At 35.6% G+C, this 14,513-nt stretch carries 14 protein-coding genes; 8 read left to right on the forward strand and 6 right to left on the reverse strand.

Going from position 1 to position 14,513, the window contains the following annotated elements:
• Positions 1 to 520: 520 nt before the first annotated feature.
• A complete protein-coding gene (locus ACQKN2_RS23725; protein WP_427417121.1) occupies positions 521 to 1,456 on the reverse strand; it encodes an LCP family protein in 936 nt (311 codons plus the stop codon).
• A gap of 501 nt (positions 1,457 to 1,957) precedes the next feature.
• Here ACQKN2_RS23725 and ACQKN2_RS23730 point away from each other — a divergent pair.
• Positions 1,958 to 2,815 (forward strand): aminoglycoside phosphotransferase family protein, encoded by an 858-nt coding sequence (locus tag ACQKN2_RS23730; RefSeq protein ID WP_427417122.1) that lies wholly within the window; start codon positions 1,958 to 1,960, stop codon positions 2,813 to 2,815.
• A 459-nt stretch (positions 2,816 to 3,274) separates the two neighbouring features.
• Here ACQKN2_RS23730 and dacB read toward each other — a convergent pair whose 3' ends face one another.
• A complete protein-coding gene (dacB, locus tag ACQKN2_RS23735; protein WP_427417123.1) occupies positions 3,275 to 4,708 on the reverse strand; it encodes a D-alanyl-D-alanine carboxypeptidase/D-alanyl-D-alanine endopeptidase in 1,434 nt (477 codons plus the stop codon).
• Between the two features lie 174 nt (positions 4,709 to 4,882).
• Here dacB and ACQKN2_RS23740 point away from each other — a divergent pair, with 174 nt between their 5' ends.
• The gene (locus ACQKN2_RS23740) at positions 4,883 to 5,254 is read left to right on the forward strand and encodes a hypothetical protein (protein WP_427417124.1); all 372 of its coding nucleotides are present in this window, start codon (positions 4,883 to 4,885) and stop codon (positions 5,252 to 5,254) included.
• A gap of 62 nt (positions 5,255 to 5,316) precedes the next feature.
• Here ACQKN2_RS23740 and ACQKN2_RS23745 read toward each other — a convergent pair whose 3' ends face one another.
• Both ACQKN2_RS23745 and ACQKN2_RS23750 read right to left on the reverse strand, forming a co-directional pair.
• Positions 5,317 to 7,050, reverse strand: coding sequence for an ABC transporter ATP-binding protein (locus ACQKN2_RS23745; RefSeq protein ID WP_427417125.1), 1,734 nt, complete (start codon positions 7,048 to 7,050; stop codon positions 5,317 to 5,319).
• Entirely contained in the window at positions 7,047 to 8,789 is a 1,743-nt protein-coding gene (locus ACQKN2_RS23750; protein WP_427417126.1) for an ABC transporter ATP-binding protein, read from the reverse strand. Before ACQKN2_RS23750 ends, ACQKN2_RS23745 begins: the two co-directional genes overlap by 4 nt.
• A 553-nt stretch (positions 8,790 to 9,342) precedes the next feature.
• Here ACQKN2_RS23750 and ACQKN2_RS23755 point away from each other — a divergent pair.
• From ACQKN2_RS23755 to ACQKN2_RS23770, 4 genes are all read left to right on the forward strand, one after another.
• Positions 9,343 to 9,768 carry a VOC family protein gene (locus tag ACQKN2_RS23755; RefSeq protein WP_427417127.1) on the forward strand — a complete coding sequence of 142 codons (426 nt, stop codon included), beginning with the start codon at positions 9,343 to 9,345 and terminating at the stop codon, positions 9,766 to 9,768.
• A gap of 341 nt (positions 9,769 to 10,109) precedes the next feature.
• Positions 10,110 to 10,472, forward strand: coding sequence for a fluoride efflux transporter CrcB (gene crcB, locus ACQKN2_RS23760; RefSeq protein ID WP_427417128.1), 363 nt, complete (start codon positions 10,110 to 10,112; stop codon positions 10,470 to 10,472).
• A complete protein-coding gene (gene crcB / locus ACQKN2_RS23765; RefSeq protein WP_427417129.1) occupies positions 10,469 to 10,798 on the forward strand; it encodes a fluoride efflux transporter CrcB in 330 nt (109 codons plus the stop codon). Before crcB (ACQKN2_RS23760) ends, crcB (ACQKN2_RS23765) begins: the two co-directional genes overlap by 4 nt.
• A 30-nt stretch (positions 10,799 to 10,828) precedes the next feature.
• Complete coding sequence (locus tag ACQKN2_RS23770) at positions 10,829 to 11,176, forward strand: hypothetical protein (RefSeq protein WP_427417130.1); 348 nt, start codon at positions 10,829 to 10,831, stop codon at positions 11,174 to 11,176.
• 31 nt (positions 11,177 to 11,207) lie between these two features.
• Here the strand turns inward: ACQKN2_RS23770 and ACQKN2_RS23775 are convergent, their stop codons facing one another.
• A complete protein-coding gene (locus tag ACQKN2_RS23775; RefSeq protein WP_427417131.1) occupies positions 11,208 to 11,840 on the reverse strand; it encodes an SIR2 family NAD-dependent protein deacylase in 633 nt (210 codons plus the stop codon).
• Between the two features lie 411 nt (positions 11,841 to 12,251).
• Here ACQKN2_RS23775 and ACQKN2_RS23780 point away from each other — a divergent pair, with 411 nt between their 5' ends.
• The gene (locus ACQKN2_RS23780) at positions 12,252 to 12,827 is read left to right on the forward strand and encodes a TetR/AcrR family transcriptional regulator (RefSeq protein ID WP_427417132.1); all 576 of its coding nucleotides are present in this window, start codon (positions 12,252 to 12,254) and stop codon (positions 12,825 to 12,827) included.
• Between the two features lie 57 nt (positions 12,828 to 12,884).
• The gene (locus tag ACQKN2_RS23785; protein ID WP_427417133.1) at positions 12,885 to 14,105 is read left to right on the forward strand and encodes an MFS transporter; all 1,221 of its coding nucleotides are present in this window, start codon (positions 12,885 to 12,887) and stop codon (positions 14,103 to 14,105) included.
• Positions 14,106 to 14,409: 304 nt separating this feature from the next.
• Here ACQKN2_RS23785 and ACQKN2_RS23790 read toward each other — a convergent pair.
• Positions 14,410 to 14,513: IS3 family transposase (locus tag ACQKN2_RS23790; RefSeq protein WP_427417134.1), on the reverse strand; the 104-nt coding region annotated here is incomplete at its 5' end.

Below are 14,513 nucleotides of genomic sequence, written 5' to 3' on the forward strand. Positions count from 1 at the left end.
AGGGCCGACACGATGTCGGTCATTTCGGTAATGCCACAGGACGTGGCGTTTTTACCGATGCAGGTCAGTTAGCCGTTATCGCATGGATGCGATGACTTTAGGCTAACATCCTATATTGAACTCCTTTCCGATTTCGTGACATCCGCCGGAGGCTTTAGGCCGACACGATGTCGGTCACTCAGGCGTTTTCACAGGATGTGAAGTTCTTAGCATGAGTTCCTCTATTTCAGCGGGTGTTTGACACCCGCTGAAAGAAGTTAAAATAAAAAAACCATTCAACTAGGCATGCACCCTACCTGAATGATTTTTTTATGTTTCACATGAAAATTTTTAAGCACAATAGTTGTAAATGACGCATAGCCGAACTGAATGAATTTTTTTGAACTTTACGCTTAGGCACATAGCTTTGCATGCAATTGTTTATAGATGTATACCTAAGCACCTGGGTCCTTCCATTCATTTATCTCCCTCCCCTCATTATCAAAAGATTTACAACTATCGTACTCAAATTGTCACTCTTTTATTGCAAATGAGCTTTTAATTCCGTTTTTATTTTTTCTAGTTCGGTCTCTTTAGGGATAAAATACCATATGTTGTCAATTCTTTTGCCATCTCCCTCTTTAAACGACAACTGCTCAATATTATCATTCATATTTTTATAAATACTTTGTAGCTGAATTAAATCCTTCATCGTAAAATTCATACGAACATTATCTCCTACTACATCAAGCATATCTGTAGCCTTTAATAATATAGAAGATGTCGACGAGGCTTTTTTCAGAACCGCTTCAATAATTTGTCGTTGGCGAATTTGACGACCGAAATCACCGCGAGGATCTTCATAACGAATACGTGAGAAGATCAGTGCATTATTACCATCTAAAGTGATCTCACCCTTCGGATAATGATAGGAATCAAAGGTTAAATCCATGTCATTATCAATGGTTACCCCTCCAATCGTGTCGATAATTTGCAGGAAGCCATCCATATTAACAAACACATAATAATCAATGGGTATATTTAAAAAATGCTCCACCGTATTCACCGCCATTGGAACGCCTCCAAATGCATAGGCATGGTTGATCTTATCGACGGAATTATGTCCAATAATTTCTGTACGAGTGTCTCGAGGTATACTGAGCATCTTCATCGTGTGTTTTTCAGGATTCACCGTAATGACAATCATCGTGTCAGAACGCCCACTATCATTTTTACGTTCATCCACTCCAAGCATTAATACGGAAAACGGGTCTTTTTTCGTAACTATTTTTTGTTCTTTATTTTCATCGCCTGTCGTTTCAATTAGTGGTGTATTTATTTTATTCATTGTTTTATGGATAGTGTAATAAGCAGTACCTATAAAAATTAAAAAAATCGTTAATAAGCCACCTACTATCCAAAGCCATATTTTCTTCTTGCTCTTTTTTTCATTAGTGCGTTTCATGTTTTTTTCCATACATAAGTCCTCTCATGCAAAATTTACCCTACTTTTTGACGTATTAAGTTGGAAAAAAGTTAATATAGTCTAATTATATGCATATATCACGAAAAAAAGACGTACACTAGTATTTACTAAAAAAAACACACTATACCTTTATTTGTAAATTAACCTTCGATTATTTAATGTCATCATGAAAAAGGGACTTATATGATGCCACTATGTTTTATACGAAACTAGCACTCTTTATCCGCATTCATCTCATGCCCTATTGAGGTTGCAGATTAGCTGTGCCTTTGCTTTCATTACAAAAAAGCTAAAGGATCCTATATACAATGTGCAGCATTATAATATGCAATTTTAAGCTGAACTAATTTTGAATATTAGTTCAGCTTTTATTTGTGTTTAAAGATATAGTTTGAGTATATTTAATAAAAGGATAGTTGAGGGAAATATTGATAAGATTAACCTTATTAGGAATTTTATAATAGTAATTAATACATTTAGATTGGAGGACTTATGAATATAAGTGTAGAGTTAGTTGAGAATTTAATTTCAGAGCAATTTCCTCAATGGAAAGATTTAAAGATTGAGCCAGTCAAAAACAGCGGGCATGATAATCGTACATTTCATTTGGGTGAAAAAATGACTGTAAGATTGCCCAGTGGAAAAGCTTATGAACCACAAGTACAAAAAGAAGCAAAATGGTTACCCATATTAGCAAAGAACTTAGCTCTTCCAATTACTGAACCTGTGGCAAAAGGGCATCCAACCGCGGACTATCCTTTTGTTTGGTCTATTAATAAATGGTTATCAGGGGATACAGTTAATAAAAATAATATTAATTTATCTTTATTTGCGGAAGAATTGGCGAACTTTTTATTGGAATTTGAAAGTATTTCTGCCTCAAATGGACCTATCGCTGGTCCTCATAATTTTTATAGGGGTGGAGATTTAAGAGTCTATGATTTTGAAACAAAAGAGGCTTTGCAAAAACTTAAAGGGAAAATTAATATAGAAAAGTGCCAGTTGATTTGGCAGCAAGCTCTCTTAAGTAAATGGGAAAGTGAGCCTGTATGGGTGCATGGGGATATAGCTCCAGGAAACTTATTAGTACAAGATGGGCAACTGGCGGGTGTTATTGATTTCGGAATCTTAGGTACAGGAGATCCTTCTTGTGACCTAGCTATGGCATGGACATTTTTCGATAAAGATAGTCGAGAAGTATTTATTAAAAGTATGAATCTAGATAAAGGTACATGGAATCGTGCTAAAGGTTGGGCATTATGGAAGGCATTAATTACTTATAATAGCCTTGATAAAAATATAAGTGAAAACGCTCGTTTTACTGTTGATGCAATTCTAAATGATGCGTAGGATGGTGTTGCGAAAATGGGAAATACAGAAACGTGGATGACTTTCTTTAAAGATAAAGGAAATACACATGCTTTAGTTGAACAAGATAGTTAAAAATTAGCCTTGTTAAAAGTAATTTAACAAGGCTAGTTTTGTATCTCATTAATTATCTATTTGAACTGCTCAAATTGATTAGTTACCCATCGTTCTTGATTTTCTGCAATGTATTTTTCAACAGCTCGTCATTATAAAATTTATCAATATAAGCAGCTAACGAGATTTTTACTTCTTCATAATACTTAGGTTGTACGTTTGTCTATACTTGTATAAGTAGAATAATAATATTCGTTTACTGCAACAATCAATTATGCCTCGGCATAATTGCGTACAGAGGCTTTGTTTGGACACCTGTAGCTGACGCTTCGCTTTCGCTACAAAAAACACCTACTGAAAGATGTTAAACCAAATTGTTCAACGTTCTTACATTTCATTTGCAATCTGTTTGACGATTTCATCAATAGTTGGGATAGCTGAAGTTTTATTGGCCTCTGTCAATATACTAAAGATGTACCACTTGCCACTCTTTCCTTTTACATAGCCACACAAAGCATATGTTCCAGAAATATAGCCTGTTTTAGCAGATACACTATAGCCCTTCATACGATTTTCTAAAGTCGCACCAACAAGGCTGCCCTTTTTTCCCGCATGCGGTAATGCATCTAAATAGGAGAAATACCAGGATTTACTGCGAACGTTATATAATAATAGACTTACTTGCATACTGCTTACTTGATTTTGGTGACTTAAACCCGAACCATCTTCAAAATACCACTGCTCCATATTAAGCCCCATATCACTACCATAAGTACGAATCGCTTTAATACCAGCCGACCAACTTCCTTCCCCAAGTAGCTCTCGCCCGAGTTGTTTAGTAAACATATCACCCATACCATTAATACTTAGCTTTAAATACTTAAAGTTAATATCCTGTAATGGTTTTGAATATAAAATACTTACTCGTTGTGCATTCTCAGGTACCGTTCCAGTTTCAAGAGGCATTGTTTGGATACCTTTCGCTACTAATTTTTCCCGAAATACGTCCAGTGTATATAGCGTTGGATGATAGACAGCTACATTTGTACTTTCCTGTGAACCTACTGGTAAGTTACCCGTTACAATGATTTGATCTGTACCGTATTCTCTTGTAATTGTCACCGTACTTTTCTCGTTCTTGTTAACAACTTTTGTTTTGTTGACAACCGGAATAGTACTTGCAAAAGGAACAAGCTGGACATTACCCGTAGTGCCAACCTTTGTGCCTGTCACTTCCACTTGCACAGTTGCGATATCATATTGATCATTTGGCGAAATCGTTAATGCTGAAATCCGCGAAGCATAAGATTGATCCTCTTCTTCAGGTACAATTCCCTTCGGTAAACGATCTGCATCAAACCAAGTATCATCCCCGATTAAGGAACCCGTAATTTTCGAGATACCCATTTTTTTTAATTCATTTGAAAAAGATTCTAAATGAACAGGTAAAAGCGTTGGATCTCCCCCGCCCTGTATATAAATATTACCGTGAAGAACACCATCTTCAATTGTGCCATCGACATATGTCTTCGTAGCAAAGCGATAGTCAGGCCCTAATAAATCCAAAGCAGCGGCGCTAACTAAAAGCTTAAGCGAAGAAGCAGGGCGTATCATTTTATCACCATCTCTATTGTAAAGCACATCTCCTGTTTCTATATCTCGTACAGTAATGCTATACGCGTTGTTCTTCCAATTTTTCTCAATGACACTATTCACTTTTGTTGTCATCGTTTGCTTACGAGCTCTTTCCTTCACAACAAAGGTGATTGGCAAACAACAAACCATTAAAATAATCATTAAAAAAATAATTTTCTTTTTCATAGACCCTCCAATTGGCAAATTTCTACTTTCCATGCTTTTATTCCACAGGAAAAATTGGCATTTTACAATAAAATACTTTTTTAGTTTACAAAGAATAATATGTCATCTTTTTTATTCGACAAGAATACACTGTAATAGCTAGCTAAATCATTTCGGGAAAGGAGTTGTTTATAAATGGGTGCTCAATGGATAAAGATTTCAGTCTTATATTTAGTGATTGTTTTGGCCTTTGGACTGTTTATGCATTATACAATTCAACTCGAATGGACGGCGACACACGCACACATCGGTGTGGTAGGTTGGCTAACAACTGGTTTAATCGGCTTAATTTATTCCGTATATAAAGAAGCAGCCGAGACAGGACTGGCCAAAGCGCAATTTTGGTTTTATAATCTCGGATTACCGTTCCTCTTAGTCGGTATGATGATGGTCCATATAGATGTACCGCACTGGTTATTTGAGCTCTTTGTATCTGGTGGCGGTATTGCAGTAGCAATTTCAGTACTGTTCTTTGTTGTCAATGTCTTTAAAAATGTAAAATCTTAAATAGAAAGCCTCACTTTTTCATAAAGTGAGGCTTTCAGCTTGTCGGAGCATCCTGTAAATGATTATTGCAATGAATTCGCCTGCATTTGATACATTTTTTCATAAATGCCACCCTGAGCTAATAGCTCATCATGTGTGCCACGCTCCACAATCTCGCCTCGATCTAAGACAAGAATACGATCTGCATTTTTAATAGTAGACAGTCGGTGAGCGATAATAAATGTTGTACGTCCTTTTTTCAGTACATCCATCGCATGCTGAATAATCTCCTCTGTTTCTGTATCTATATTAGAAGTAGCCTCATCTAAAATTAAAATAGCTGGGTCAAAGGCAAGAGCACGTGCAAAGGAAATTAGCTGGCGTTGCCCAGATGACAGTGTACTCCCCTTCTCTATAACAGGCTCATCATAGCCATCTGGCAAGTTCGCTAAAACACGTTCTCCACCAACAGCCTTTAATGAGGTTTCTATTTTTTCTCGTGAAATTTTAGGATTATTTAGGCTAACGTTCGAAGCAATAGTACCTGTAAATAAGTATGGGTCCTGTAAAACAATACCCATATGTTCACGCATTGTTTGACGAGGAACCGAAGTAATGTCGATTCCATCAATCGTAATTTTTCCTATAGATGGGTCATAGAAACGGAACAATAAGTTCATAATAGAACTTTTCCCAGATCCTGTATGACCTACTAAGGCAATTGTTTCACCTTGGTGTGCTTCAAATGATAAATTTTCCAATACGTATTCATCATTTTTATATGCAAAGGAAACATCTTCGAACACCACATTTCCTTTATATCTAGGTAAACTTTTTTCAGATACTGGCTCCCCGTTCGTATCTAACACTTCAAAGACACGCTTTCCTGCGACTAATGAACGCTCAAGCTGAGAAAATTGATTGACGATATTCGTGATCGGATTAAATAATCTCGTTAAATAATCGACAAAGGCATATAATGTCCCCGCAGAAATAACTTCCGTGGCCGTAAATGACTGTGTACTAAAGTAGAAAATAAAAATCGCAAACATAATTAGTCTTAATGTATTAACAAGGTTGAAGGACGTTGCAGAATCAAGGAAAAGAAGCTTACGTTCATATGCATAATGCTCATTATTCATATCATCAAATTCCTTCGTCATTTGCTGCTCACGACGGAATGCTTGAATAATTGTCATTCCTTGAATCGATTCATTAATCATTGCGTTAATATCGGCAATTTTCGTTCTGATGACATCATTATATTTCGAGGCCACTTTACGGTATAAAATCATCCATAAATAAACGATTGGTATCATAGTCAATGCTAACAATGCCATTTTCCAATTTAAAATGAAGAGTGCGATATAAACACCCACAATAGAAATTATACTCGTAACGAAGTTTGACAGTACTTGCACATATAAATTACGAACAGCCTCGGTGTCATTCGTTACACGGGCTACAATTTTCCCTGCTGGTAAATTATCGAAGTATTGAATTGGCAATGTTTGAATATGCTCAAATACATCCTTACGTAATTTTTGTACAACACGGTTGGCACCCATTTGTAAATAGATATACATAAAATAGCGTAAAACAGCTGTAGCTATTGCTAAAAGTAAATAGACAAGTAATAGCCAAGTGATTGGTTTTAATTCAATGTGACCAATTGTCATGTAATTATCAATAATATGCTTTGCAATAAACGGCCCAACAAGCTCCGTAAAGACGGCGATTGTTAAGAAAAATAATCCTAGTAGAATCGTCTTTTTAAAATACATTGCATAGCGTGTTAAACGTTGACTCGTACTCATGAGGCACCTCCTTCAAGCTGCTGACGGTCAAATTGCTCTTTATACCATCCTTGTTGTGAAAGAAGCTGCTCATGTGTTCCCTGCTCTACAATTTGGCCTTCATCTAGCACGATAATTAAATCGGCGTGCTGAATTCCTGATAAACGATGCGTAGTAATAATCGTCGTTTTATCTTGTCGTTCTCGCTGTATATTCTCAATAATTCTTGCCTCCGTCTTGGCGTCTACGGCAGAAAGCGAGTCATCAAGCATTAAAATTTCAGGGTCTTTAATAAGAGCACGCGCAATGGAAACGCGTTGCTTTTGACCACCAGAAAGTGATACACCCTTTTCACCAACAAGTGTCTCAAGGCCCATTGGTAAATTTTTTAAATCTTTTTCGAAGTATGCAGAACGAATCGCCTGGTGCAATTCAGACTGTGTAGCATCTTCTTTCCCAAATAAAATATTTTCACGAATAGTACGTGAGAATAGAACATGATCCTGTGGAACATAACCAATCCAATCAAGTAACTGCTCCTTCGTTTGTGCAGCAATATCTACTCCATCAATCGATAACTGTCCCTCGCCGATTGGATACTCACGTAATAACTGTCGTAGGAAGGTCGTTTTTCCCGCTCCTGTTTTACCAACAATCCCAAGTGTTTGCCCCTTTTTCAACGATAAAGAAATTCGCTGAAGGTTTTTCACCTGACTCAGTGGATATTGAAAGGTTAAATCATCAAAGCCAATTGCACTTGGTGTCGCAATCATTTGTGGATTCGCAATATTCCGAACATCTGCCTCATAGTTTAGCGTTTCTTGTACGCGATCAAGAGAAGCGTTACCTTGCTGCATCACGTTTATAAGTTCTCCAATTGCAAATATTGGCCAAACTGCTAGCCCCAAGTAAACATTGAACGTTACAAGTTGCCCAACTGTCATAGCCTCAGTTGCTACTAAATGAGCACCGTAGCCAAGCGCTACAACATAACTAATCCCGGTACCGACCTTTGTAATCGGTCCAAATAAGGCGTTTATTTTTGCGGTATGCATATTTTTTTCATAGACAATCTCGCTCATCTCTGCAAAATTTGTTTCGTCCTTTTTTTCTTGGACGTATGCCCGTACAACTCGCACACCTGCAACTGACTCTAGAACACTATCATTCAGTTCTCCAAAAACATCCTGCGCCTTCATATACCGTTCATGCACTATTTTCCCTAAATATTGAATAAGGATGGCCATGATCGGCACTGGCAGCATTGCAAAAAAAGTAAGCTTCCACGAAATCATATAACCCATAGCAAAAATAATAAAGCCCATGTAGATGGTAGAATCGATCAGTGTCATAATCCCAAACCCAGCAGTTAACGACACTGCATTTAAATCATTCGTCGCACGGGCCATTAAATCACCGGTACGATTTTTTTCATAAAACGTTGGTGTCATGCGCAAAAAATGCTGCATAAGGTTTCGACGCAAAATTTTCTCTAGGTTAATAGCCCCTTCGAATAGTCTGAATTGCCACACAAAATTAAGGGTATAACCCCCAATAATGATACACACGAAAATCAAAATATACTTCGTTAAAAGAGCTGGTGTCATTTCTCCAGTAGTCAATAAATCGATAATTGACCCTAGCAAATACGGTGGAACTACTTCTAAGCCACTCGCAATCATTAATAGCACGACAGCTATTGTATATTGCTTCCAGTATTTCTTGAAAAACCAGCTTAGTTTACTTAAAACATCAAACATACGTTATACCCTTCTTTCTCTAATGCTGTTAAAGATTCGCTACCCACAATCCAGAAATTTCTCGATGAAAATCGTTCTTTGTACTTTGTTTCGCATACACATGCACTCCTTTTTCATGTTCACTACAACCCTTTTTTGCAACAAAAAAGACACATACCCAAAAAAGAGCATGTGTCTCTTAATAAAAGGCAAGGAATAACCCATGCCTTTTATCGCAATGTAAAATAAAATGTTAGAAGACATGGACAATGTATGCAGTTGTGATTTGAAATGATACAGGTAAAATTAACATCGTCATGCCCTCCTTTACTTAAGATTGTTATAGTGTTCTTGAAGATTATCACATCTTAGAAATATTTGTCAACCAACTTACTGTTATTTTTTACGTTTTTCAGGAAATAATTAGCGCTTTAAAGCATCGAATTACTAAATTTAAAATCTAGGAACGGGGAACCTTTAAATTTAGAATTAAATACTATAACTTTGTGTATTGACTTTAACGCAGCGTAAACCTTTATGGTTAGTTTGTATGAACCTAAAGGAGGAAATAAACATGAATGAATTTTATCAAATGCCCTTATTTGTAAAGCTAAAAGTAAGAAATATTGAAAAGTCAAAAGAATGGTATGCAAACGTACTAAATTTCACTTCCGTTTTTGATTTTCCAGATGCTAATGGAAAAACTTCAATGACACATTTAAGAGGAGCCAAGTACCAAGATTTGATGTTATTAAAGGATGAAGAGGTCAACGCTTCTGACTCAGTCATTATTAATTTATTCTCTAATAATATTCATAGTATTTATCAAGCTGTACTGGAAAATGAAACGAAAATCATTCAACAGCCGACAGTTCAACCATGGAATGCAAAAGAATTAACGATAGAAGATCCAGATGGCCATGTTTTTACAATAACTGAAAGTGTCGATTCCAATAAAGACTTCGATACTGTTATTGACAATGTCAAAGGCCAATTATAGGTTCCTCTATTTCAGTGGATGTTGTCTTTATTTACAAGAAGAGCAAGAGTCAACAACCTTCTATTTTCCAATTAAAACATATTATTGAATCGTTGCTGCTGGAAGGCCCTATCGAACAAAGCAAGTTCGATAGGGTCATAAGATTTTATCGGAACAATTCTGTGATTTATCGCCCTAATTTTTTAGATTATCGCCTAACTTTTTTAATTTATCACCTAACTTTAATTTATCACCCACTTCACAAAAGTATATTTGAATCCATATAACTATAGAAATATATCTAAAACGGTTATCTCATGATACACTTTTAAATATAGACATTTAACTAAGGAGTCTTTACTTTGAAATCATTTTTAGCTGTTGGAATCGGCGGATTTTTTGGTGCCATCTGTCGATATAACCTTGGTCTAGCACTTCAAAACACAGGTGGTTTTCCAATTGCAACACTTTGTATGAACTTATTAGGCTGCTTTTGTTTAGCATGGCTATTTACTATGTTCACAAAGCGTACGCCTATTATTTTAGGAATTGGTACTGGCTTTTTCGGTGCCTTTACGACCTTTTCGACATTTTCTTTAGAAACGCTATTACTTTTGCAGGATAGTAAGTGGCTACTAGCTATTCTTTATATTTTAATGAGTGTTTTTGGTGGTTTAGCCTGTGCATGGCTAGGATTTAGACTTGCGAAGGGGCGCAGCGTATGATAGTTATTGGTATCGGTGGATTTTTGGGTGCACTAACAAGATTTTATCTCGGAAAATTGATTGCTCATCCTTACCCATGGGCAACATTTTTTATTAATATAACAGGTTCTTTTGCACTTGGCCTTCTATTTGCATTACAGCCAAATGATTGGATCTGGCATTTTATAGGGCTTGGTTTTTTAGGGGCCTATACGACATTTTCAACATTTGGGTTTGAATGTTTGCAGCTCTTGGAGCAGAAAAAATGGAAACAAGCGATTATTTATGTATACACTACGGTTTTATTCGGTTTACTTTTCGCTACACTCGGCTTTTTCCTTGTGTAGCAGCATTTATGAGATACTAGAGGTGATTTTTTGACACTGCCATCCATTGAACAATTACAAGCACTCGAAGCTGAAATTGAACAAACATTATATACTTTAATCGACTTAGAACTAGAAGAAAACTTTCCAGAAATGAATACCCGCTTCGCACAATTACTTGCAAAGGTTCAAGCTGCTCAGCTAATTGATTATAAACTTGACGTCCTCGTTGATCCTCAAGCATTGGCAACAGAAACATGTACTCTACTACAAAGTTTAATAGAAGCAAAAGCTAGACCACAAAAAAGACAACGACTTTTAACACACCGTATGATTTTAAAAATATGGCTACGTAAAAATCAGCGCTTTATGACGGAATTTTTACCACAAATGTTTTAGGCGCCTCTCGATGTCTCAAGGGCGCCTCCTTTTAAAGTGGCAATTGCTGCAGCACTTCTTTTATTTTCCCTTCAATTGTTAAATCAAATTGTACTGCATGCTGCGCAATATCTAAATTAATATAAGCAGTTTTTCCTTTTGTCATCATTGGTAGCTGGTTGACAGGATACACTTCAAGGCTTGTACCGATGACAAGGACAAGCTCCGCTGCTCTAATCGCTTCCATTGCATTGTTCCAGCTTACCTGTGGTAAGTTTTCTCCAAAAAGGACTACATTTGGGCGTAGTTTACCATCACAATGTGCACAACTCTCTTTGTGTAAGAAACTTTCCATTGAAGCAGCTTTCTCGCAGCGATGACAACGAATGGAGCGTATCGAGCCATGTAACTCCTCGACCCTTTGACTTCCTACTAGCTGATGAAAACCATCAACATTTTGCGTAGCAACTAACGATACGATTCCTCGCTTTTCCCAATCAGCTAAAATTTGATGCCCTTCATGTGGTGCTACCTTTTCCAAATTTTCTATGCGCATTTTATAAAACTCATGAAACAATGAATACTTTTGTACCAATGCTTCTGTAGTAGCTACTGTTCGAGGATCAATATTATTCCACCAGCCTGATGCCGATCGAAAATCTGGAATTCCACTTTCAGTTGACATACCCGCTTCTTTTAACTAAATTTTTATAATGATTTTATATTATTAAACTATTAAGCAATGAATAAATTCTAAATTGTGTTAAGTAATAAAGTTGTTTAATTACTATTATCAGGACCTAAATCAAAAAAAGTCATAAAAAATAAGGAGTGATACAATCGCGCCAAAAGAGTTGCCTATGCATCTCCATGTTCTTCAAGTAAACCACCCGTTAGCCATCCATGTAGCGCAAAATCAACACTACACCACAGAAAATGAAAGATTTCTACGTTCTTTCATGGGAGTTCAATAAGAACAGAGACGCTTATTCAACAATCGCGCCCTTTAACGGAAGACTCGATTTCAAGATAAGTTTTTCTGGACTCATCGTTCCGGAAACTTTATACTAAATTATATGAATGGGGGTGTTGTAAATTGGGTAGAAGTATTAGTTTTAACAAAGAACATGCTTTGGATAAAGCTATGTATTTATTCTGGGAAAAAGGTTATGACGCTACATATATCTCCGATCTTATTGAAACGATGGGAATAAGTCGATCTACTCTCTACGATAGTTTTGGAGATAAGGATGAACTATTTAAACTGGTTTTAGAACATTATAAAAACTATGGCCATCAAAAGAGAAATTTACTTTTTAATGGTATAAACACTAAAGCATCACTTAAATCCTTTTTTTATCAACATATTGAAAAATGCTATTCAGATGACATTCCAAAAAGTTGTATTATAACTAATTCTTCACTGCTTATTGGACATATTGATCCTTCCATAGAAGAAATACTTATACATGATTTTAATGAACTTGAAAAAGTATTTAAACAAGTTATTGAAAAAGGAAAAAACAATGGAGAAATTTCACAAGAAGCAAACTCTGAATTAGTGGCATATTCTTTATTAAGTTTAAATCATAGTATTAATTTAATGTCTAAGTATAAAAAAGAGAAGAACCTAGCCTATAATCTAGTGGATAAGACTATTGCAGACCTATAGTCTTTCTTTTTTAAATTATTTCGGAACGAACGTACCAAAATAAAAAAAACATAAGGAATGATACAGTTGACTAAAAAGACAAATTTTCTAATATTTATTTTGGCAATTAGTTGTGGTTCACTTGCTGCTAATATTTATTATGCACAACCAATTGTACAATTCATTGCAAAAGATCTGAACATCTCTTCTGATTTATCTGGATTGCTCACTACCTTTACACAAATTGGGTATGGATTGGGCTTATTTTTCATCGTACCAATGGCTGACTTATTTAAAAGTAAGAAAATAATAGGAATTCTTATCGGGTTTACTATTATTTCATTAATTGGTATGCTAATTTCGACAAATGGAATTATTTTTACAATATTAACAACCATAACTGGCATTGGTGCATGTGCGGCTCAAATGTTAGTTCCACTAACAATGAGGATTGTCCCCATTGAAGAGACAGGTAAATATGTGGGTAAAGTGATGAGTGGTTTATTGATTGGGATTATGATTGCTCGCCCATTATCTATCGGAATAACTGACTGGTTCGGCTGGAGAATGGTATATCTTTTTTCATTAATCACGCTAGTTGCCGTATTACTGTTAATTATAAAATTTTTGCCCAACTATGAGGTAGTAACGTCTAGTAACATGTCATATCCAAATTTAATCGCTTCTATGGTGAAGCTACTAATAAATACATCTTCTTTACAACAAAGAGCTTTTTATCACGCATGTTTATTTGCAACATTTAGTCTATATTGGACAATAATGCCGATTATATTGAGGTCTGAGCCATTAAATTTTTCAAATAATGAAATTGCATTAATTGGCTTCGTTGCAATAGCTGGCGCCTTGTTAACTCCTACTATTGGTAAACTAGCAGATAAAGGTTATATTTTTACAATGACTAATGTGTCAATGGCACTCGTACTATTATCTATCATACTATTATTTTTTGTTCAAGATCATTCAATATTTAGTGTAATTTTAATACTTATTTCAGGCATTAGCATTGATATTGGTGTATCAGGAAATTTATTATTAGGTCAAAAAGTTATCTTTGGTTTGAATCCCGAGATGAGAAACAGACTTAATGGATTATATATGACTATTTTCTTTTTGGGAGGAGCCTTTGGTTCATGGATTGGAAGTTATACTTACTATAAATTTAATAGTGAAGTAACTTTACTCATTGGAGCAGCTTTGCCTTTAATCGCCTTATTAGCTCATTTATTAAAAAGTAATACAATAAATTTTTCTAAAACCAAAAGTAAATACATGTCCTAACTATCAATATCCCCCAGAAGTTAGAGTCAAAATCTAATTTTGGGGGTTGTATTAGCATTATATTCTACATCAGGACCAAATTAATCACTATTATTTCTTATCTTTATTCGTTTTGGCCCATGCTAAAAATAAGATTATAACCAAAGCATCTCATAAATTTCTCCACTGCCTTATAGAATAATCCTATTCTTCAATTATTCTATAAGGTAGTTTGAGTATTTTTTTAGAATGTCATTTATATTCAGTTTTATTTAAAGTTGTTGCTCCACAATATGTGGTATGTCAACACTAAACTGGACAAAAATTATAAGGGCTGTTGCTTGAATTCCACTGGTGTTAAATAGCCTAGTGTTCCGTGAATTCGAATGTTATTGAACCAATGAACATAATCATCAAGTTCAAGGGCGA

Origin of the sequence: Lysinibacillus sp. NPDC093688, from assembly GCF_050280145.1 — a bacterium.
GTDB lineage: Bacteria > Bacillota > Bacilli > Bacillales_A > Planococcaceae > Lysinibacillus > Lysinibacillus xylanilyticus_B.